This window comes from Cobetia sp. Ld8 (genome assembly GCF_045066615.1).
In the GTDB taxonomy this organism is placed as follows: domain Bacteria; phylum Pseudomonadota; class Gammaproteobacteria; order Pseudomonadales; family Halomonadaceae; genus Cobetia; species Cobetia amphilecti.
In genome coordinates, this window is record NZ_JBISHF010000006.1 from 281,257 (window position 1) to 300,638 (window position 19,382).

Annotated in this window: 16 protein-coding genes and 9 tRNA genes; 19 read left to right on the forward strand and 6 right to left on the reverse strand. The window is 62.4% G+C overall.

Annotation, left to right across the window (positions count from 1 at the left end; genetic code table 11):
* Positions 1–96 precede the first annotated feature (96 nt).
* Positions 97–1,140: a quinone-dependent dihydroorotate dehydrogenase gene (locus ACJJV2_RS02955; RefSeq protein WP_405278185.1), complete on the forward strand. Its 1,044-nt coding sequence runs from the start codon at positions 97–99 to the stop codon at positions 1,138–1,140.
* Positions 1,141–1,972: 832 nt separating this feature from the next.
* Here ACJJV2_RS02955 and rmf read toward each other — a convergent pair.
* Positions 1,973–2,182 carry a ribosome modulation factor gene (gene rmf, locus ACJJV2_RS02960; RefSeq protein WP_043334308.1) on the reverse strand — a complete coding sequence of 70 codons (210 nt, stop codon included), beginning with the start codon at positions 2,180–2,182 and terminating at the stop codon, positions 1,973–1,975.
* Between the two features lie 487 nt (positions 2,183–2,669).
* Between rmf and rlmKL the strand changes: the two genes are divergently transcribed.
* A complete protein-coding gene (gene rlmKL / locus ACJJV2_RS02965) occupies positions 2,670–4,886 on the forward strand; it encodes a bifunctional 23S rRNA (guanine(2069)-N(7))-methyltransferase RlmK/23S rRNA (guanine(2445)-N(2))-methyltransferase RlmL (RefSeq protein WP_405278188.1) in 2,217 nt (738 codons plus the stop codon).
* 3 nt (positions 4,887–4,889) lie between these two features.
* Positions 4,890–5,240: a glutaredoxin family protein gene (locus tag ACJJV2_RS02970; RefSeq protein ID WP_215823383.1), complete on the forward strand. Its 351-nt coding sequence runs from the start codon at positions 4,890–4,892 to the stop codon at positions 5,238–5,240.
* Between the two features lie 93 nt (positions 5,241–5,333).
* Here ACJJV2_RS02970 and ACJJV2_RS02975 read toward each other — a convergent pair whose 3' ends face one another.
* The gene (locus tag ACJJV2_RS02975) at positions 5,334–5,612 is read right to left on the reverse strand and encodes a WGR domain-containing protein (protein ID WP_043334304.1); all 279 of its coding nucleotides are present in this window, start codon (positions 5,610–5,612) and stop codon (positions 5,334–5,336) included.
* A gap of 211 nt (positions 5,613–5,823) precedes the next feature.
* Between ACJJV2_RS02975 and pdxB the strand changes: the two genes are divergently transcribed.
* Both pdxB and nhaC read left to right on the forward strand, forming a co-directional pair.
* Positions 5,824–7,002: a 4-phosphoerythronate dehydrogenase PdxB gene (gene pdxB, locus ACJJV2_RS02980; protein WP_405278190.1), complete on the forward strand. Its 1,179-nt coding sequence runs from the start codon at positions 5,824–5,826 to the stop codon at positions 7,000–7,002.
* A gap of 303 nt (positions 7,003–7,305) precedes the next feature.
* Complete coding sequence (gene nhaC / locus ACJJV2_RS02985) at positions 7,306–8,862, forward strand: Na+/H+ antiporter NhaC (protein ID WP_405278192.1); 1,557 nt, start codon at positions 7,306–7,308, stop codon at positions 8,860–8,862.
* A 102-nt stretch (positions 8,863–8,964) separates the two neighbouring features.
* Here the strand turns inward: nhaC and htpX are convergent, their stop codons facing one another.
* The 4 genes from htpX to msrB all read right to left on the reverse strand — a co-directional run bounded on the left by htpX (position 8,965) and on the right by msrB (position 13,169).
* A complete protein-coding gene (gene htpX / locus ACJJV2_RS02990; RefSeq protein WP_107336103.1) occupies positions 8,965–9,864 on the reverse strand; it encodes a protease HtpX in 900 nt (299 codons plus the stop codon).
* Between the two features lie 195 nt (positions 9,865–10,059).
* Entirely contained in the window at positions 10,060–11,298 is a 1,239-nt protein-coding gene (locus ACJJV2_RS02995; RefSeq protein ID WP_043334294.1) for a pyridoxal phosphate-dependent aminotransferase, read from the reverse strand.
* Positions 11,299–11,536: 238 nt separating this feature from the next.
* On the reverse strand, positions 11,537–12,514 hold the full coding sequence (gene ylqF, locus ACJJV2_RS03000; protein ID WP_405278195.1) for a ribosome biogenesis GTPase YlqF: 978 nt from the start codon (positions 12,512–12,514) through the stop codon (positions 11,537–11,539).
* A 232-nt stretch (positions 12,515–12,746) separates the two neighbouring features.
* Positions 12,747–13,169, reverse strand: a complete 423-nt coding sequence (gene msrB / locus ACJJV2_RS03005; RefSeq protein WP_043334292.1) for a peptide-methionine (R)-S-oxide reductase MsrB — start codon at positions 13,167–13,169, stop codon at positions 12,747–12,749.
* 269 nt (positions 13,170–13,438) lie between these two features.
* Between msrB and ACJJV2_RS03010 the strand changes: the two genes are divergently transcribed.
* The 14 genes from ACJJV2_RS03010 to ACJJV2_RS03075 all read left to right on the forward strand — a co-directional run bounded on the left by ACJJV2_RS03010 (position 13,439) and on the right by ACJJV2_RS03075 (position 19,272).
* Positions 13,439–13,514 (forward strand) — tRNA-Glu (locus ACJJV2_RS03010).
* Positions 13,515–13,540: 26 nt separating this feature from the next.
* Positions 13,541–13,615 (forward strand) — tRNA-Gly (locus ACJJV2_RS03015).
* Positions 13,616–13,704: 89 nt separating this feature from the next.
* Positions 13,705–13,780: transfer RNA gene (locus ACJJV2_RS03020), tRNA-Glu, on the forward strand.
* A 37-nt stretch (positions 13,781–13,817) separates the two neighbouring features.
* Positions 13,818–13,892 (forward strand) — tRNA-Gly (locus ACJJV2_RS03025).
* A gap of 142 nt (positions 13,893–14,034) precedes the next feature.
* Positions 14,035–14,110 (forward strand) — tRNA-Glu (locus ACJJV2_RS03030).
* Between the two features lie 70 nt (positions 14,111–14,180).
* Positions 14,181–14,255 (forward strand) — tRNA-Gly (locus tag ACJJV2_RS03035).
* A gap of 31 nt (positions 14,256–14,286) precedes the next feature.
* Positions 14,287–14,362, forward strand: a tRNA-Glu gene (locus tag ACJJV2_RS03040).
* Between the two features lie 35 nt (positions 14,363–14,397).
* Positions 14,398–14,472 (forward strand) — tRNA-Gly (locus ACJJV2_RS03045).
* 435 nt (positions 14,473–14,907) lie between these two features.
* Positions 14,908–15,876, forward strand: a complete 969-nt coding sequence (locus ACJJV2_RS03050; protein ID WP_043333884.1) for an ABC transporter ATP-binding protein — start codon at positions 14,908–14,910, stop codon at positions 15,874–15,876.
* Positions 15,873–16,646 (forward strand): ABC transporter permease, encoded by a 774-nt coding sequence (locus ACJJV2_RS03055; protein WP_043333883.1) that lies wholly within the window; start codon positions 15,873–15,875, stop codon positions 16,644–16,646. The genes ACJJV2_RS03050 and ACJJV2_RS03055 overlap by 4 nt, the downstream gene beginning before the upstream one ends.
* Positions 16,647–16,780: 134 nt before the next feature.
* Positions 16,781–17,659, forward strand: coding sequence for an NADPH-dependent 7-cyano-7-deazaguanine reductase QueF (queF, locus tag ACJJV2_RS03060; RefSeq protein ID WP_405278198.1), 879 nt, complete (start codon positions 16,781–16,783; stop codon positions 17,657–17,659).
* A 150-nt stretch (positions 17,660–17,809) separates the two neighbouring features.
* On the forward strand, positions 17,810–18,370 hold the full coding sequence (locus tag ACJJV2_RS03065; RefSeq protein ID WP_054555640.1) for an NAD(P)H nitroreductase: 561 nt from the start codon (positions 17,810–17,812) through the stop codon (positions 18,368–18,370).
* A gap of 37 nt (positions 18,371–18,407) precedes the next feature.
* A complete protein-coding gene (locus ACJJV2_RS03070; RefSeq protein WP_405278201.1) occupies positions 18,408–18,995 on the forward strand; it encodes a YiiD C-terminal domain-containing protein in 588 nt (195 codons plus the stop codon).
* 189 nt (positions 18,996–19,184) lie between these two features.
* Positions 19,185–19,272: transfer RNA gene (locus ACJJV2_RS03075), tRNA-Ser, on the forward strand.
* Positions 19,273–19,382: the final 110 nt, after the last annotated feature.

Below are 19,382 nucleotides of genomic sequence, written 5' to 3' on the forward strand. Positions count from 1 at the left end.
GCCGGCGCGCAGTGTCTGTCCCCGCGGGCTTCGGGTATACTTCGCGCCCAGCTATGCTGTCGTCACGACCCTGCCGCCCGCTGTCTGGAGATCATCATGTACTCGTTTGCTCGCTCGCTTCTCTTCAAGCTCGACCCGGAAACAGCTCATGGTGTGACGCTGAGTGCGCTGGACATGGCACATCGCCTCGGCATGGCGCGCGGTCTGGGCGGTGAAGCGCCGCGTGATCCGGTCTCGCTGATGGGGCTCGAATTCCCCAATCGCGTTGGCCTGGCGGCAGGTCTCGACAAGAATGCCGATCACCTCGATGCGCTTGCCGCTCTGGGCTTCGGCTTCGTGGAGGTCGGCACGGTGACGCCGAAAGGGCAGGACGGCAATCCCAAGCCGCGTCTGTTCCGGCTGCCGGAGCATCAGGCGATCATCAACCGCATGGGCTTCAACAATGCCGGGGTCGAGCATCTGGTCGCGAAGGTCAAGGCCAGTCAGGCGCGTGCTGCCTCTGGTGTCGTGCTGGGGATCAACATCGGCAAGAACCTGACCACGGCGGTGGATGATGCGCTGAGCGACTATCTGGTCTGCCTCGATGCCGTGCATGCGCATGCCGACTACATCACCGCCAATATCTCGTCGCCCAATACCCCGGGGCTGCGCAATCTGCAGTTCGGTGATCATCTCAGCCAGCTGCTGGCCGGGCTTCGCCAACGTTGCGATCAGCTCGATGCCGAGCGCGGCAGGAAGGTGCCGCTGGTGATCAAGATCGCGCCCGACATGGACAGCGAGGAAATCCTGTTCGTGGCGCGGGCGTTGGCGGACAACGGCATCGATGGCGTCATCGCCACCAACACCACCATCGAGCGCACGGCGGTCGCGGGTAGTCCGCATGCACAGGAGGCGGGTGGACTTTCCGGCGCCCCGGTGCGTGAATCGTCGACGCGGGTGATTCGTGGCCTGCGTGAAGCGCTGCCGAACATGCCGATCATCGGTGTGGGCGGTATTACCGATGGCGAGAGTGCACGCGAGAAGATCGCCGCGGGGGCGGATCTGGTGCAGCTTTACTCCGGACTGATCTACCGTGGCCCGGCATTGATCGGTGAGTGCGCGCGCGCACTGGAGAAGGCCGATACCCTGATCAAGGTGTGATCCGGCCTGGGCTCCGTCGCAGCGTGATGCTGGCATCTTTCGCTCACTGCGCTTCAAGAGAGGCCAAGTGGGGAAGGGCAGACACAGAAAAGCCGCCTTCTGACATCAGAAGGCGGCCTCGGTACCGGCGAGAATGATGATATGACAACGGCAGGGAAGTGATGCGTGATCTGCCGTTGTCGTGTTGGCTGCCATGTCCAGCCAGCGTGCACGATGCGAAGCGCTATTGCCGTCAGAAACGGCGGTTGGGGGTTGGCCCCTTGAGCTCATCGGGTGCGTGGATGGTTGAAGCAGGCCTGGAAAGAACCTGCTGATGCAGTCAAGGTGAACGTTTGCCCGTGTCGTGCTCCGCGCTGGACCGTCGTCCTCGCAGGCCGTCGCCTGCTGCGCCTCCTCTTCTGGAGCCATACCACGATTGAAACGACAAGAGCGCCAACATCTCGGCCTTTCAGGAAGTGAAGCGAGTCGGCCCCATTGCCTACTGAGTCTCTTGCCTGTCAGTGCCGCGCGTCATCAAGATAGAAATAAGGCGTTACCTCCCTGGTGATTTGACGTGTCGCTGGGCGACTTCCGTGGGATTTTCCGGGTGATGTCGCTAAACCGACTCACCGTGAACACCTCGAGTCCTCTCTGTACGTGCCAGCCGACCCTGTAACTTGTCAGGAGCCGGTGGCGTGATGCCGGAGAATCCGCTTGGGCAGCGCATCAGGCTGCGTCGGCGGGGTGAAAGGCGCCAGGCGCCGTATTGCCAGTGTCATTCCGTGACGTGCCGCTTTCCTGAAATGGGATGACCTCTTGGTCGCGGATGATGAACCTTGGCGTCATGCAGTGCTCAGCTGAGCACCATGGGGTTCTTGTGGATGCCGGAGACGCCGGTCATTCCCGACCATTGGTCCCCGCGGCCTTCACGCCAGCCGCTCATCCAGAATTCACGTAGATTGACATCGATACTGGGACAATCATCACGGGAACGGCCGGTGACACCAGCCTTGTAGCCGTGAACATAGGCACGCTGAAAGCGATCACGTTTCTGTCTCTTCATGGATGACCTCTAAGTGAGAACCCATCGGCACTGAGTGTCAGTAATGGCGAGACGTACCCGGCGAGACCTTGTCTGGCCGCGGTTGTCCTGCCATCGGACATGCCGAGTGAGAGAGTTGGCCGATGCCCTGTCGGGCACTGCCGGCCTCGTGCATCATCACCTCGCGTCGTTGGCCATTCTTGTCGGAAAAGGTCACGAGTGTGAGATGATGGAAGGTCTTGCCTGTATATGCTCGAGCGTGATGGTGAAAAAGCGACTGCCTTGCCGTGCCGGAAGTCCGATCTCCTGAGCGGCACAGGTAGGCTGCCCGAATGAGGCTCGTGTCCCTTGATCCTCGATTTCGCATGGCGTGTCACCTTTCCGAATTGCAGCTACACCTATAGTTTTTAGAACACTGCCTCTGGCTTGTCGACAGCCGTATAGGAATATCGCTAGTGCCAGAAGCCAACTCACAGGAATAAGTCCGGCACCTGCCGGTGAGAGATTCATGACTGATACGACCTCTGCGACTACACCCCGCGCGCCCAGCAACTCGCTCTCTACCTGGTTTGCGACCTGCCCGCGTGGCATCGAAACGCTGCTGGCCGATGAGCTGACGGCTCTGGGTGCCGAGGTGACTGGCACGACCGTCGCTGGCGTACACTTCAACGGTAGCCAGGAAACCGCCTACCGCACCATCCTGTGGTCGCGACTGGCCAACCGCATCATTCGTCTGCTCACTCGCGTGGGTGGCGTCGACACCGGTGAGCAACTGCGCAAGGCGAGTGCAGGTGTCGATTGGGCGATGGAATTGCCGGATCGTGCGTCCATCGCCGTCGATTTCCACGGAACATGGAAAGACATTCGTCATACCTTCTTCGGTGCCCAGACCGTCAAGGACGGCATCGTCGAGGCGATGTTCGAGGAAGGCCGCAACAAGCCGACCGTCGATGGCAAGAATGCAGATCTGCGCATCTACGCGCACCTGCACAATGGCTACATCACCCTGGGCATCGACCTCGTGGGGTGCAGTCTGCACCAGCGTGGCTACCGTCCTGATCTCGCGCATGCGCCGCTGAAGGAAAACCTGGCGGCGGCCCTGCTGATGCGGGCCGACTGGCCGGCGCGTGCGGCGCGTGGCGAGAGCCTGGTTGACCCGATGTGCGGCTCCGGCACGCTGTTGATCGAAGCGGCCTTGATGGCGGCGGATATCGCGCCGCAGTCGCTGAACCAGGACTTCGCCTGCCGCCACTGGGGGCGCCATGACGAGCGCATCTGGAAGGGCCTGTGGGAAGAGATGGAGCAGCGTGCCATTGCCGGGCGCCGCAAGGTCACCGCGCGTCTGTTCGGGCGCGATCACAGCCCGCAGGCGATTTCTGCCGCGCGCTCCAACGCCATGCGTGCCGGCATTCCGGCGCTGATCGAGCTGGAAGGTGCCTCCGTCGCCGAGCTGACCTGTCCCGAAGGCGCCACCACTGGCCTGGTGATGACCAACCCGCCCTACGGTGAGCGTCTGGGCGAGCTACCGGCACTGGTGCCGCTCTACGCAAGCCTTGGTGAGCGCATGAAGCGTCACTTCGGCGGCTGGACGCTGGGCATGTTCACCGGCAACCCGGACCTCGGCCACCGCCTCGGCCTGCGTGCGCATCGTCAGTACGCCTTCCGCAACGGTCAGCTCGACTGCAAGCTGTTGATGATCGATGTGGCGGCGCGTGAGCGTGCGGTCGACGAAGACAGCGTGGCCGAAGATGCCCGCAGTCAGCCCGCGCTGAGCGAGGGAGGCCAGATGTTCGCCAATCGCCTCAAGAAGAACCAGAAGTCACTGGCGCGCTGGCTCAAGCAGAGCGGTACCACCTGTTATCGCCTCTACGATGCCGATATGCCGGAGTACGCGCTGGCCATCGATATCTATGGCCGTCACGTGCACGTGCAGGAATACACGCCGCCCAAGTCCGTGGATGCCAGTCAGGCGCAGCGCCGCCTGATGGATGCATTGGCGGCGATTCCGCAGGTGCTGGGCTGCTCGCCCAACGATATCCATATCAAGCAACGCACGCGTCAGGCGGGCAAGGCGCAGTACACGCGCCAGGACAGCTCCGGTCAGCGTATCGAGGTGCAGGAAGGCGATGCCAGGCTGTGGGTGAATCTCAAGGACTACCTGGATACCGGCCTGTTCCTGGATCACCGTCCGGTGCGCAAGCTGCTGGGCAAGGAAGCGGACGGCAAGCGGGTGCTCAACCTGTTCTGCTATACCGCGACGGCCACCGTGCATGCGGTGCTGGGCGGCGCGAGTGAGAGCGTCAGCGTCGACATGTCCAATACCTATCTGGACTGGGGGCGCGAGAACTTCAAGCTCAACGGCATCAGCGAGAAACGCCATCAGCTGGTGCGTGCCGACTGCCTGAAGTGGCTGGAGCGCTCCCGCGAGGAGTTCGACCTGATCTTCCTCGATCCGCCGACCTTCTCCAACTCCAAGAAGATGGAAGGCACCCTGGATATCCAGCGTGATCACGCGCGCCTGATCGACCTGGCGATGGCCAGTCTGGCGCCGGGCGGCACGCTGATCTTCTCCAACAACCATCGTCGCTTCGTGATGGATGACAGCGTCAGCCAGCACCATGTGGTGGAAGACCTGTCGCGCAAGCTGCTGGACCCGGACTTCAAGCGTCGTCCGGATATCCACCACGTCTTCCGCATCCGTCGCGCCAGCGATGTGAAGGGCTGAGCGATGGCCAGCGTCCCGCTGTGGCTCTACACCACGGCGGGCTGTCATCTGTGCGCTCGGCTGGAAACCACGCTGCAGGCGCTGGGGGCGGATGTCACGCTCACTCGGGTCGAGATCGCCTTCGAAACGCAGTTGAGCGAGCGTTACGCGACGCGCATTCCTGTACTGGCGAGCGCCTCGGGTGCGGAGTATTCGCTGGCCGATGGCGAAGAGGTGTTGCCGGAGTGGTTGCGCGCACAGGGCGTCGAGCAGCGCCTCGAGCAGGGTGTCGAAATGACGACCCCGGCCGAGCACGACTCAGCCACTGAGCCGCAGGGCCCCGCCCTACGCAACGGACGTCGCTTTCTGCGCTGAGCGGCGCAGACGTGTCGCTATAAGCTGGTGCAAAAAGACCGCCGCTACCTCAGGGTAGCGGCGGTCTTTTCGTGTCCGGCACCGTGCTGCGCACTAGCTCTCCAGCAGCGACATCTGGCGCATGGCGTCTTCGGCTTCCGGGCTATCGGCCGTGGCCTCCAGCACCTTGGTGTAGCCGCGTGAGGCCTGGATGTGGGCGAGGTCGCTGACCCAGGTCATGGCCTGCTCGTGGCTTTCGGCGAGATCGTGCTTCAATCCGCCGAACTGGGTGCCGATCTGGCCCCATGAGCGGCTGACGATCCAGTCGCCGAACATGTCCTGATGCACATGGACCAGAACGTAATCGTGGTGGCTTTCCCAGCGGATGATCACGCGTGACTCCCGAGGCGAAACGATGGTGGCTGGACTCAATCATGAGCTTGTGACGCCCGTTGCGTGCGCCTAAGATGGCACGGCGGCGGGCAAGCAAGCATACCATTGTAATCTTCACGTGCCTTGCGGCAAGGTGTGAAGTCACTCAGGCGCTCATGCTGGCCCGTGAACCCGCAGCGACACTCATTGCCACAGCAAGGAAAGGCAACAGATGCACATCATCGTGGACGATAACGTCCCTCTGGCAGAGGAATTCTTCTCCGAACTAGGAGAGGTGATCTGCATGCCGACTCGCGAGATCACCAATGCCGTCCTCAAGGACGTCGACATGCTGATCTGTCGCTCTACCTTGCGCGTGGATCAGGCGCTGTTGGAAGGAACGCGGGTGCGCTTCGTCGGCTCGCCGATCATCGGCACCGACCATGCAGATCTCGAATGGCTCGCGGCCAACGATATCCACTTCACCAACGCGCCGGGCTGCAATGCCGACTCGGTGGTGGATTACGTGCTGTCGTCGCTGTGGCATCTGGCCGAGCAGGAAGGGCTGGATCTGCAGCTGGACCGCCGCTTCGGCGTGGTCGGAGCCGGGCAGGTCGGGTCACGACTGGTCAAGCGTCTCGAGTCGCTGGGTGCCGAGGTGCTGGTCTGCGATCCGCCGCGTGCCGCGCTTGAGGGCCAGAGCGATGAGCGCCCCGAGAAGTCCCGCTTCGTGGACCTCGATGAGCTGGTCGCCGAGTGTGATGTCATCTGCGTGCACACCCCGATGGTCACCGGTGGCGAGCACCCGACCCATCATCTGATCAATGCCGAGCGGATCCGCGCCATGAAGCCCGGCAGCGTGCTGCTGAGTGCCGGCCGCGGAGGCTGTGTCGATACCGCGGCGCTCAAGCAGCGCCTCAAGGAGCAGGCTGATCTGCTGACCGTGCTGGATGTGTGGGAAAACGAGCCGGATATCGATGCCGAGCTGGCCGCACTGGTGGACATCGCCACGCCGCACATCGCCGGGCATAGCCTGGATGGCAAGATGCAGGGCACCGAGATCATCTATCAGCAGGCCTGTCGTCACTTCGGACTGCCCGCGCGCCGCAAGCTGGGTCAGCTCAAGCCGGACCCGTGGCTGCGCAAGCTGGTGCTGACGGGCTGGGCGCCGCCGGAAGAGGCGCTGGGGCTCTGCGTACGCGCCTGCTATGACGTGCGCCGCGATGCGCTGGGCCTGCGTCGCTATCAGCGTCGTTTCGGCAATGCCGAGGGGTTCGTGCGTTATCGACGGGAATATCCGCTGCGTCGCGAGTTCTCCACGCTGCGTGTCGAGCTCAAGAAGAATGCTCGCGAACTGCGTGAGGTGCTGGAGGGCTTCGGCTTCTCCCGCGTCAAGCTGGTCAGCAAATGATCACGGCGTGATTCGCAAGGCCCCCTGGAACGCCCCTGTCAGCCCTGCTGGCGGGGGCGTTCGCGTTGTGGAGGTCGCCTGATGGACGAGAACCTTGCCGCATGCCTGAATTCATGACCGTTTCGGTCTTCGACCTTGGTCGATATAATGCGGCCCAGATCGCCTGGCGACCCGCGCCGGGGGTGGCCTTGACGGCTTGCCCCGCCTGACGCTGCGGCGCTGCTCCCCATTCTCCGTGTCTTCTGCCATGCCCGTCACCACGCGGCGTGTCGGCGTCCTCATTTCTTGAAGATGGTGTCTTGAATGCAACAACACCCTGATAACTCTGCTGAGGACAGCGGCTATCGTCCGCCTTCTCTGCTGGATGCTCTGATTCCCATCGTGCTGGTCATCGCCATGCTGGTGCTGGCGGTGGTGCTGTTCGGTGCCGATGCCTCCTGGGGGCCCAATCAGGTCGCGCTGCTGTCCGGCGCGATGATCGCGGGTCTGATCGGTCTCAAGAACGGCTATCGCTGGAGCGATATCGAAGAGGGGATCAACAAGGGCATCCAGATCTCGCTGGGCGCGATCCTGATCCTGCTCGCGGTCGGCGCGATGATCGGCACCTGGATTCTCGGCGGCACCGTGCCGGCGATGATCTATTACGGTCTGGACGTGATCGCGCCACAGTACTTCTATGCCTCCGCCTGTCTGCTGTGCGCGCTGGTGGCGTTGTCGGTGGGCAGCTCGTGGACGGTCGCCGGTACCATCGGCATCGGCCTGATCGGTATCGCCGATGGCCTGGGGCTGTCCGAGGCGATCACCGCCGGCGCGGTGATTTCCGGGGCCTACTTCGGTGACAAGCTCTCGCCGCTGTCCGATACCACCAATCTGGCGCCGGCAGCGGCCGGCACCACGCTGTTCGCGCATATTCGTCACATGCTGTGGACGACCGTGCCCAGCATCCTGCTCGCGCTGGCAGGCTTTCTGTGGCTCGGCCATGACTCCGTCTCCAGCCTGCAGACGCCGGAGCAGGTCGCCAATCTGCGTGCCCAGCTGGGCACGCAGTTCAACATCGGCCTGCACCTGCTGATTCCGCTCCTGGTGCTGCTGGTGATGGCCGTGCGTCAGATGCCCGCCTTCCCGGCCATCTTCATCGGCGCGGCGCTGGGCGCCGTCTTCGCGGTCATCTTCCAGCCGCAGGCGGTGGTGGGGCTGGCAAGCGTCGCTGACATGTCCACCGCCATGGCGCTGCTCAAGGGCGTGTGGATGTCGATGTTCGATGGCTATGTCTCCCACAGCGGTGATGAGGTGATCGACTCGCTGCTCTCCAAGGGCGGGATGAGCAGCATGCTCAACACCGTGTGGCTGATCCTGTCGGCGATGACCTTCGGTGGCGTGATCGAACGCCTCGGCCTGCTGGAGCGTCTGGTACAGAGCCTTCTGGGCGCGACACGCAATGCCGGTTCGCTGGTCATCACCACGCTGGGGACCTGCCTGGCCTCCAACGTGGTGACCGGCGATCAGTACATCTCGGTCATTCTGCCGGGGCGCATGTATCGCGCCGAGTTCCGTCGCCGTCGCCTGGCGCCGGTCAACCTGTCACGCGCACTGGAAGACTCCGGCACCATCACTTCGCCGCTGATTCCCTGGAACAGCTGCGGTGCCTACATGGCGGCCACCCTGGGCGTCGCGACCTTGAGCTACCTGCCCTTTGCACTGTTCAACCTGATCAACCTGGCGCTGGCAGTGGCCTACGCCATGGTCGGCTTCAAACTGGAGCGCCTTGAGGAGGGCGAGGGGGCTGAAGGCGTGGAGCCGACGCCGCTGGCCGAGTCACTGGTGCTGGATACGCCCCACGAGACCTCGGAGTCACGCTGACTCAGCCCTGAGGGATAAAGAGAAAAAGCCCGCCACGTGGATCACGTGGCGGGCTTTTTGCTGTCTGCAGGGGCCATTCAGGCCGTGCAGGATTGGCGCAGCTTACTTGTAGGCAGCGGCCTTGAGCGCAGCGATACGGTCATCCAGCGGCGGGTGGCTGGCGAACAGTTGCTCCATCAGCTTGCGGCTCTTGCCGGTGGTGATGGCGAAGGCGGTCATGGTGTCGGGCATCTGGTCCGGCAGCTCATGTTCCTGCTTGAGGCGAGCCAGGGCATTGATCATCGAGCCGCTGCCCGCCAGGCCTGCGCCTGCGGCATCGGCACGGTATTCGCGCCAGCGCGAGAACCAGGCGACGATCATCGAGGCCACCAGGCCCAGCACCATTTCCAGCACGAACACGACCGCCATGTAGCCGAAGAAGCCCAGGCCGCCGTTCTCGTCATCGCGCTTGAGGAAGGCGTCGATGGCGTGTGCGGCGATACGCGCGAAGAACATCACGAAGGTGTTCACCACGCCCTGGATCAGCGTCAGCGTCACCATGTCGCCATTGGCGACGTGGCCGATCTCGTGCGCCAGCACGGCGCGCACCTCCTCGGGGCGCATGCGATTGAGCAGGCCGGCCGAGACGGCGACCAGCGCATCATTGCGGTTCCAGCCGGTGGCGAAGGCATTGGATTGCTGCGCCGGGAAGATGCCGACTTCCGGCATCTTGATGCCAGCGTCGCGCGCCAGTTCACCGACGGTGTCCAGCAGCCAGCGCTCGGTGTCGTTCTGCGGCTGTTCGATGATCACGGTGCCGGTCGAGGACTTGGCCATCGTCTTGGACAGGAACAGCGAGATCACGGAACCGGCCATGCCGATGATGAAGCAGAAGATCAGCAGCGCCGTGTAGTTGATGCCGTTGGCTTCCATGTAGCCATCGAAGCCCAGCAGGCGCAGCGTGACACTTGCCAGCAGCACCACCGCCAGGTTGGTGATCAGGAAAAGGGCTATCCGCATCATGGGGTCAGGTCTCCAATGCCAATATATCGGTAGGGCGCAATTATCTGCCCGCGATACTGACAGTGAGATGAATCACTGGCGGTGGCGCGGGCAGAATTTGCGTCGACAGTCTGCAAGGACGGTCTGCAAGGACAGCAAGGTATCACCACTGGAGGTGACCTGCGTAGCCCCTTGATCACGGGAGCTGGGCCGACGTCAGGCCTTGCGACGTCGCGCCAGGAAGCGGCCGAGGCGTTCGATGGCTTCTTCCAGCTGGTCGGCGTAGGGCAGGGTGACGATGCGCAGGTGGTCCGGATTCGGCCAGTTGAAGGCGGTGCCCTGAACCAGCAGCATCTTCTCTTCCAGCAACAGCTCCAGCACCATCTGCTGGTCGTCCTCGAAGGGATACATCTCGGGGTCGAGCCGCGGGAACATGTAGAGCGCGCCCTTGGGCTTCACGCAGCTGACGCCGGGTATCTCGTTGAGCTTCTTCCAGGCTGCGTCACGCTGGGCCAGCAGGCGTCCGCCCGGCAGTACCAGATCATTGATCGACTGATAGCCGCCGAGCGCCGTCTGGATGGCGTGCTGCGCCGGCACATTGGCGCACAGGCGCATGCTGGCCAGCATGTCGAGGCCGGAGATGAAGTCGGCCGCCGGGCGCTTGTCGCCGGAGAGAATCATCCAGCCGGAGCGGAAGCCGGCGCAGCGGTAGCTCTTGGACAGACCGTTCATGGTCACGACCAGCAGGTCATCGGCCAGCGCGCCGGTGGAGACGTGCTCGGTGCCGTCGTAGAGGATCTTGTCGTAGATCTCGTCAGAGAACACCACCAGACCGAATTCGCGCGCGACCTGCAGGATGTCCTTCACCACCGCGGGCGGATAGACCGCGCCGGTCGGGTTGTTCGGGTTGATCAGCACGATGCCCTTGGTGTGGCTGGTCACCTTGGCGCGGATGTCCTCGATGGAGGGTGCCCAGTCCTGCGCTTCGTCACACAGATAGTGCACGGCGCGACCACCGGCCAGGTTGGCGGCAGCGGTCCATAGCGGGTAATCCGGCGCCGGCACCAGCAGCTCGTCGCCATCATCGAGCAATGCCTGCATGGCCAGCACGATCAGCTCCGAGACGCCGTTGCCGACGTAGATGTCCTCGATCCCGACACCCTGGATATCCTTGCGCTGGCACTCCTGCATGATCGCCTTGCGCGCAGAGTAAAGCCCCTTGGAATCACAATAGCCCTGCGCTGTCGGCAGGTTGCGCATCACGTCCTGCAGAATCTCTTCCGGTGCCTCGAAGCCGAAGGGCGCCGGGTTGCCGATATTGAGCTTGAGAATGCGATGGCCCTCGTCCTCGAGACGCTTGGCGTGTTCGAGAACCGGCCCGCGAATGTCATAGCAGACGTTGTCCAGCTTGTGTGACTTGCGAATTTCGCGGGGCTTTCTTTGCTCGGTATCCATGATGCTTTCCGTAGATCTCCGTCACGTAAGGTGTAGGGGGCGAGCGTCCAGCATATCGCGCCGCTGGCCTGCCGCGCCACGGCCAAGGGCCAATAGCGTGGTTAAATTTGTGGTTTGAGATGTTCAGGCAGAAAAAAATCCCGCCAGAGGTTTTCTGGCGGGATTTTCAACTGGTATTCAGCGTCTCCCGCGGGCGGGAGCCAGGCGAGAGTCGCGTTAGCGCCTTGTTCTGGTAGCGTTATTCGCTCTCTTGCTCATGCGTTTCGGCTCCATCTTCTGTCTCGCCACTGGCTTCCGGCACCGGCTCGGCAGGAATGTCGGCGGGTGTTTCCAGTGTCAGGCGCCCAAGCTTGCCGTCGCGCAGTTCATGCAGCAGCACCTCGGCACCGCGGTGCAGGTCGATGATGCCACCGGCACGCAGGCCACCGCGCTTGCTGGCGATCTCTTCCAGAATCGCGACCCCATTGAAGCCGGATAGCGCCATCAGATCGACCTTGCGCGGGCCATCACTCTCGACTCGCTCGGCGTCAGGGTTGGCGCTGTAGGCCGGCAGTGACTTCAGCTTGTAGCGTGCGGTCAGCTCCGTGGGGTAGCGCTTGGCCAGCTCTGCCGCGACGATCACCGCCACATCGGTGTAATCGATGGCGGTGTCGCGGATCGCGCCGCTGCCGGCCAGACGGTAGGCGCTGGCCTGGTCCTCGATCTTCGGCCACATCACCCCGGGGGTATCGATCAGGGCGATGCCACCGTCGATGCGAATCTTCTGCTGGCGCTTGGTGACGGCGGGCTCGTTGCCGGTCTTGGCGATCTTGCGACCCGCCAGGCCATTGATCAGCGTCGACTTGCCGACGTTGGGGATGCCCATCACCATCACGCGCGCATCGCGATCGACGCGGATATGTCCGGCCATCTCGCGACACAGGCGCGGGATCTGCTTGAGGTCACGCGCCTCAAGGGTGGTGATCGCCAGTGCACGGGTGTTGGGCAGGGCATCGAAATACTCGACCCACTCGCGGGTGCGTGCCGGGTCCGCCAGATCGGCGCGAGACAGCAGCTTGAGTACCGGCTTGTGGCGGGTCAGTTCGGACAGCACCGGATTGGTGCTGGAGTAGGGGAGGCGGGCATCGAGGACTTCGATGACCACGTCGATCTCGGGCAGCGCGTCCTTTATCTGACGGCGTGCCTTGTGCATATGTCCCGGATACCAGCCCAGCATGTCGCTTCTCTCCTGCCGTCAGGGGTATGACGGTTGTTCTGTCACCTCTGTCCTGTCTCCTTCTTCCCGCATGCCAGGAAAGGCGCTCATCCATCAGGGATGGCGCTACATGGCATGCGGGAGAGGAGGGGACGCGTATGGCGACGCATTCTATCAGAGGCGGCCTGGCCATGGAGGCGCGCTATCCGGTCATCACTGCCCAGCGCTCTATCGACTCTCCATGTCCCGGGCGTCAGGCGCGTATCGGCTTGAAGCGCAGCGCGACGGAGTTGATGCAGTAGCGCTGACCGGTGTCAGTCGGGCCATCCGGGAAGACGTGCCCCAGATGGGATTCGCAGCGGCGACAGCGCACTTCCACGCGACGCATGCCATGGCTGGTATCGAAGTGCTCCTCGACGGCGGCATCGGCATAGGGGCGGTCGAAGCTCGGCCAGCCACAGCCGGAGTCGAACTTGGTGTCGTTGTCGAACAGCTTGGCGTCACAGGCGATGCAGTGATAGGTGCCCGGTGTCGGGCTGACTTCATGATCGCCGGTGAAGGGGCGCTCGGTCCCTGCCTCGCGCGTCACCCGGTATTGCTCCGGCGTCAGTCGCTTGCGCCACTCCTCTTCACTGCGAATCAACTTGTCCTGAGTCTGCGGGTCTTGTTCGCTCATGATCTCTTCTCTCTATCTATGCGTTTCTCGAATGCGTGCTCGCACGAACCTGCAAGCAAGTTCTCCTGCGCGGCAATTCGAAAAGAGTGACTGCCGGTCTTCACGCGAAACCCGGTACATACCCCAAGAATGCGGGCGTCAGGGCGTGACCACAAGCATGTGGTGGATGCACTTGGCCAACGCCGGAAAAATCCTGTTGAAGCAGGGGGTTGACGAAGGGGGAGGGTCTTTGTAATATACGCGCCACCTCGACGAGGCAAGAACGTTACGTCCCATTCGTCTAGTGGTCCAGGACACCGCCCTTTCACGGCGGTAACAGGGGTTCGAACCCCCTATGGGACGCCACTTTCTTGCAGCGTAGAGACCGGAGTGCGGGAATAGCTCAGTGGTAGAGCACAACCTTGCCAAGGTTGGGGTCGCGAGTTCGAATCTCGTTTCCCGCTCCAAAGGAAAAGGCAATGCGACAAGGTCGCGAGCTGGAATGCCAGTCCAATGGCTCGCCAGTCCGGTCGAATCTCGTTTCCCGCTCCAGTGTGTCCCATTCGTCTAGTGGTCCAGGACACCGCCCTTTCACGGCGGTAACAGGGGTTCGAACCCCCTATGGGACGCCATCTTCGGTCTTGTGTGGTCGCATGATCTGCTTGTGTTGCGGGAATAGCTCAGTGGTAGAGCACAACCTTGCCAAGGTTGGGGTCGCGAGTTCGAATCTCGTTTCCCGCTCCATTAGGAACAAGTGGTGTGACAAGGTCGCGAGCTGAGCGTCAGCCCGGTCGAATCTCATCTCTCGCTCCAGAGGAAAAGGCAATGCGATAAGGTCGCGAGCTGGTACGCCAGTCCGATCGAATCTCGTTTCCCGCTCCAGTACGTCCCATTCGTCTAGTGGTCCAGGACACCGCCCTTTCACGGCGGTAACAGGGGTTCGAACCCCCTATGGGACGCCATGCAGAGCATGATGGTGTGGCAAGCCAGCAGTAAGACAGATGTCGTGAGCACAGGTTCATGACGCTCGGTGCGGGAATAGCTCAGTGGTAGAGCACAACCTTGCCAAGGTTGGGGTCGCGAGTTCGAATCTCGTTTCCCGCTCCATTTAGATTAAGCATGGCTTTTTCTAACGTGTGTCCCATTCGTCTAGTGGTCCAGGACACCGCCCTTTCACGGCGGTAACAGGGGTTCGAACCCCCTATGGGACGCCATTCTGTTTTACGCCGCAGTTTTTGTGTTTCGACAGGCGGGAATAGCTCAGTGGTAGAGCACAACCTTGCCAAGGTTGGGGTCGCGAGTTCGAATCTCGTTTCCCGCTCCAGTCGAAAAGCGCAATGATAGGTCGCGATCTGGAACGCCAGTCCGATCGAAGCTCGTTTCCCGCTCCAGTCGAATGTGACGTTGCAAGCTGAAGCATGACATAGCAGTACGCCATCGCCTGACAGACACGATCATCGTGTTACGTCACTGGCGATTTTTTTGTGCCTGAAATTCCTCTCCACCCTGTTCTGCGCCGCTCTCTGGTGCTGTCCCCGCGTGATTTTCTCCCTCTGCTTGTTTCCCGTGGCGCACTAATGCCTTTCTGCCGTGTGTCTGATGTGGCAGCGCCGAATGCGTTACCATGCGCATCCAATATCTTGCGTCTGATTTTCATGTTCGCGGACTGCGAAACGGTGCCATCACTGTTGCGCAATTGTTCTCAGATGCGTCTTTTCTGCTGTGCTGGCTGACAGCGTCAATCGATTACAGGTGTCCGATGTCACGACCTGCCTTGTCTATCCGTGGCCTGACCAAGGTCTACGGCAACGGTTTTGAGGCCCTCAAGGGGATTGATCTTGACGTCCCCGAGGGCGATTTCTTCGCGCTGCTGGGCCCCAATGGGGCCGGCAAGTCCACGACCCTCGGCGTGGTGAGTTCGCTGGTGCAGAAGACCGCAGGCAAGGTCGAGATCTACGGAATCGATATCGACAAGGACTTCTCGAAGGCCAAGTATCACCTCGGCGTCGTGCCGCAGGAGTTCAATTTCAATCAGTTCGAGAAGGTGCAGGACATCGTGATGACCCAGGCGGGTTATTACGGCATGCCGATGAAGGAAGCGCGCCCGCGTGCCGAGCGCCTGCTCAGGGACCTCGGGCTGTGGGACAAGCGCGACACCCCGTCACGCATGCTGTCCGGTGGCATGAAGCGCCGTCTGATGATTGCCCGTGCGCTGATTCACAAGCCGCGTCTGTTGATTCTCGATGAGCCGACGGCCGGTGTGGATATCGAATTGCGCCGCTCGATGTGGGAGTTCATGCGCCGCATCAATCGGGAGGAGGGCACCACCATCATCCTCACCACACATTATCTGGAAGAGGCCGAGAGCCTGTGCCGCAATATCGCCATCATCAATCATGGCGAGATCGTGCATAACACCAGCATGCGTGAGCTGCTCAAGGAGCTGGATGCGGAAACCTTCCTGCTCGACATTCGTGAGCCGCTGACCAAGGCGCCGGTGATTGCCGGGTTCGAGGTTTCCTTGAGTGACCCTCAGCAGCTGGCGCTCGCCGTGCGCAAGGGCCAGTCGATCAATACCGCCTTCGCGGCGCTGGATCGCGCCGGTATCACCGTGGTGTCGATGCGCAATCGTGCCAATCGTCTCGAGGAGCTGTTCGTCGACCTGGTCGAGCGTTCCAACGCCGAAAGCGGTATCGCCTCCAATGTTGCCAAGGAGATCACGCAGTGAACCCCCGTCAGCTATGGGTGGCTCTGGTCACCATCGTCGTCAAGGAAGTCCGTCGTTTCACGCGCATCTGGCCGCAGACGCTGTTGCCGCCTTCCATCACCATGACGCTCTATTTCGTCATCTTCGGCAATCTCATCGGCTCGCGCATCGGCACCATGGATGGCATCAGCTACATGGATTACATCGTGCCGGGGCTGATCATGATGTCGGTGATCACCAACTCGTATTCCAACGTGGCTTCGTCATTCTTCTCCAACAAGTTCCAGCGCAGCATCGAGGAGCTGATGGTCTCGCCGCTGCCCTCGTGGATCATCCTGCTCGGCTACATCATCGGTGGCGCCGTGCGCGGGCTGGGGGTCGGCATCATCGTGACCGCCGTGGCCTTCCTGTTCACGGACCTCGATATCCATCATCCCTTCCTGACCATCATGGTCGTGGTGCTGACGGCACTGCTGTTCTCCATCGGTGGCTTCATCAATGCGCTGTTCGCGCGCAAGTTCGATGACATCTCGATCATTCCGACCTTCGTGCTCACGCCGCTGACCTACCTGGGGGGCGTCTTCTATTCCATCCACATGCTGCCGGAATTCTGGCAGACGGTGTCGCTGGCCAACCCGATCCTCTATATGGTCAACACCTTCCGCTACGGCATTCTGGGCGTCTCGGACATCAGCGTCGGCCCGGCGATGGCCGCCATCGTGGCCTTCATCATCGGTCTGTTCGCCTTCGCGCTGTGGCTGCTGGAGCGTGGCAAGGGCATCCGCAGCTGAAGATGTCGCCCAGACGATGATGGTAAGATGCGCGCTATCGCGCCAGTGCATGCAACGCCGGCTTCTGCCGGCGTTCTGCTGTCTGCGCCCCCTGATATCGATGCTTTATTGGCCTATTTCACTGGAGTGCTGTCATGGCTCACCCCACTGCCGTCAACGTGCCCGACGAGGCGCGCCCCGAGACCCTCAAGGATGCCCCGCTCGGGCGAGAGTCCGCCTATCCCGAGCACTACGATGCCAGCCTGCTGTTCCCCATCGCGCGGGCAGCCAATCGTGGCCCCATCGGCATCGATGACGCGGCGCTGCCGTTCGTCGGTGAGGATGAGTGGCACGCCTTTGAAGTCTCCTGGCTGGATGAGGCCGGCAAGCCGTGGGTGCGCGTGGCACGTTTCCGCCTGCCGGCAGCCTCGCCGAACCTGATCGAATCCAAGTCCTGGAAGCTCTATCTCAACAGTCTCAATCAGAGCCGTTTCCCCGATCAGGCAGCGGTGCAGGCAACGCTGGAGCGCGACCTCGCCGCCGCGGCCGGTGCGCCGGTCGAGGTGCGTCTGCTGGGGCTGGACGATAGCGAGCTGGACGTCGGGCGCCTGCCGGGAGAGTGCCTCGATGGCTTGCCGATCAGCGTCGAGCACTATACGCCGTCGCCGGAGCTGCTCAGCGCCGATGCCGCCGACATCGTCAGCGAAGACCTGCACAGCCACCTGCTCAAGTCCAACTGCCCGGTCACCGGCCAGCCGGACTGGGGTAGCGTGTGGATCCGTTATCGCGGCCCGCGTATCGATCGCGAGCGCCTGCTGGCCTATCTGATCAGCTATCGCCAGCACCAGGATTTCCATGAGCACTGCGTCGAGCATCTGTTCGTCGACCTGATGGCGCGCATGAAGCCCGAGTCTCTGCTGGTGATGGCGCGCTACGTGCGGCGTGGCGGTCTGGATATCAGCCCGTGGCGTGCCACGGCTGATCTCGAGGCCGAGGCCCGCGCCAGTCTGCCGCTGCGTCTCTCCCGGCAGTAGTCGTCTCTGTCACCTCGCCAACCAGATAGCGCCTTGGCAATCAGGTAGCGCCTTGCCAATCAGGTAGATAGCAGCGAGTGATGAGACGGCGTACCGGCGACATGCTAGTGTGAGAATCATTCTTATCTTAAGTCTGTGACAGGAGAGACGATGGACGCGCTGACGTTACTGCATGAACGCAATTCCATGGGCAAGTTGATGGCGCCGGCCCCGAGCGCTGAGCAGATGGAGGCCATCTACCAGGCCGCCCTGCGCGCGCCGGACCACGCCGAGCTGACGCCCTGGCGCTTCATCGAATTCACGGGTGGCGGGCTTGAGCGCCTTGGCGAGCTGTTCGCCGAGGCGGAGCGCAACAAGTCGCCGGCCGGTGACGAGGCCGCCCAGGCCGCCGCCAGCAAGAAACCGCTGCGTGCGCCGATGGTGATCGCGGTGATCGCCAGGGTCACGCCGGACCACCCCAAGGTGCCACGTGTCGAGCAGGTGGTCAGCGCCGGCTGTGCCGCCCACGCCATGCTGTATGCCGCTCAGGCCCAGGGGCTTGGTGGCATGTGGCGCACCGGCGGCTACGCCTTTGACCCCATCGTGCACGCAGGGCTGGGCATGGGCGAGCAGGATGAGCTGGTCGGCTTCCTCTATCTCGGCACCCCGGGCGGGCGCCTCAAGCCATTGCCGAACCGCAACAGTGCCGACTTCGTCGAACGCTGGCAGTGAACGCTTAATGAGCGAGGTCCTGGATGAGAGGCGCTGAGTGAGTGAGACGCGAAATGAGCCGTCGCGCCTGAGTGGTGAGGCCTGGCCACCGTTGCCTCTGCCGCGTGATGCGCAGGGGCAGCCGGGCAGTCTCGCGGCGCCGGTCAGCGACGACCTGCCACGGTTTCGTGGCTGGCTGACGCAGGCGATCCCGTTGGCCGCCCATCTGGGGCTTGTCGAGATGCAGTGGTCAGAGCCCGAACGTTCGACGGGTCAGCTGAGCTGGCACCTGCGTCTGCCGCCCAATCTCAACGACAAGGGCACTGCCTTCGGCGGCGCCATGAGTCTCGAGGCGACCCTGTGTGGCTGGAGCTGGCTGACGCTCTGGCTGCGTGCTCGCGGTATCCAGCGCGATATCGTGGTGTCACAGGCCAGTCAGCAGTTTCTGGCCCCGGTCAGTGGCGACTATCACATCATCTGCGCGCCGGATGACATGGCAGCGCTGGACGAGGTGGGCGAGCGCCTGGCAGCAGGGCGGCGAGCACGACTGTCGCTGACCCAACAGCTGTGGTGTCAGGTCGAAGGGCAGTCCGCTCCGCGACTGTGTTTCGAGGCCCGCGGCGATTACGTGGTGCTGGGGCCGTGATGACGAGCACGGCCTCGACCCAGTGCGCAGGTTGAGGGCGCAGGGTGGAGCGTAGGGCGAGAGCGCTGACGCTATCTATCTGAAAGTTTTTGGAAAAAAGGCTTGCGCCACTCGAAGGTTATCGATAATATACGCCGCGTTCTCAAGGGAAACGCGACGCAGTCGGGTGACCAATGAGAGCACTGATCTGGAGGGGTGTCCGAGTGGTCGAAGGAGCACGCCTGGAAAGTGTGTAAGTCGAAAGGCTTCGAGGGTTCGAATCCCTCCTCCTCCACCAGATTCAGAAAAGCCCGCATCTCACGATGCGGGCTTTTCGCGTTTCTGAGGGGCGGTCTGTCGCTCGCCTCTCATTCAGCGGCGCCTCAGCCGCCAGCCTTCCTTATATTC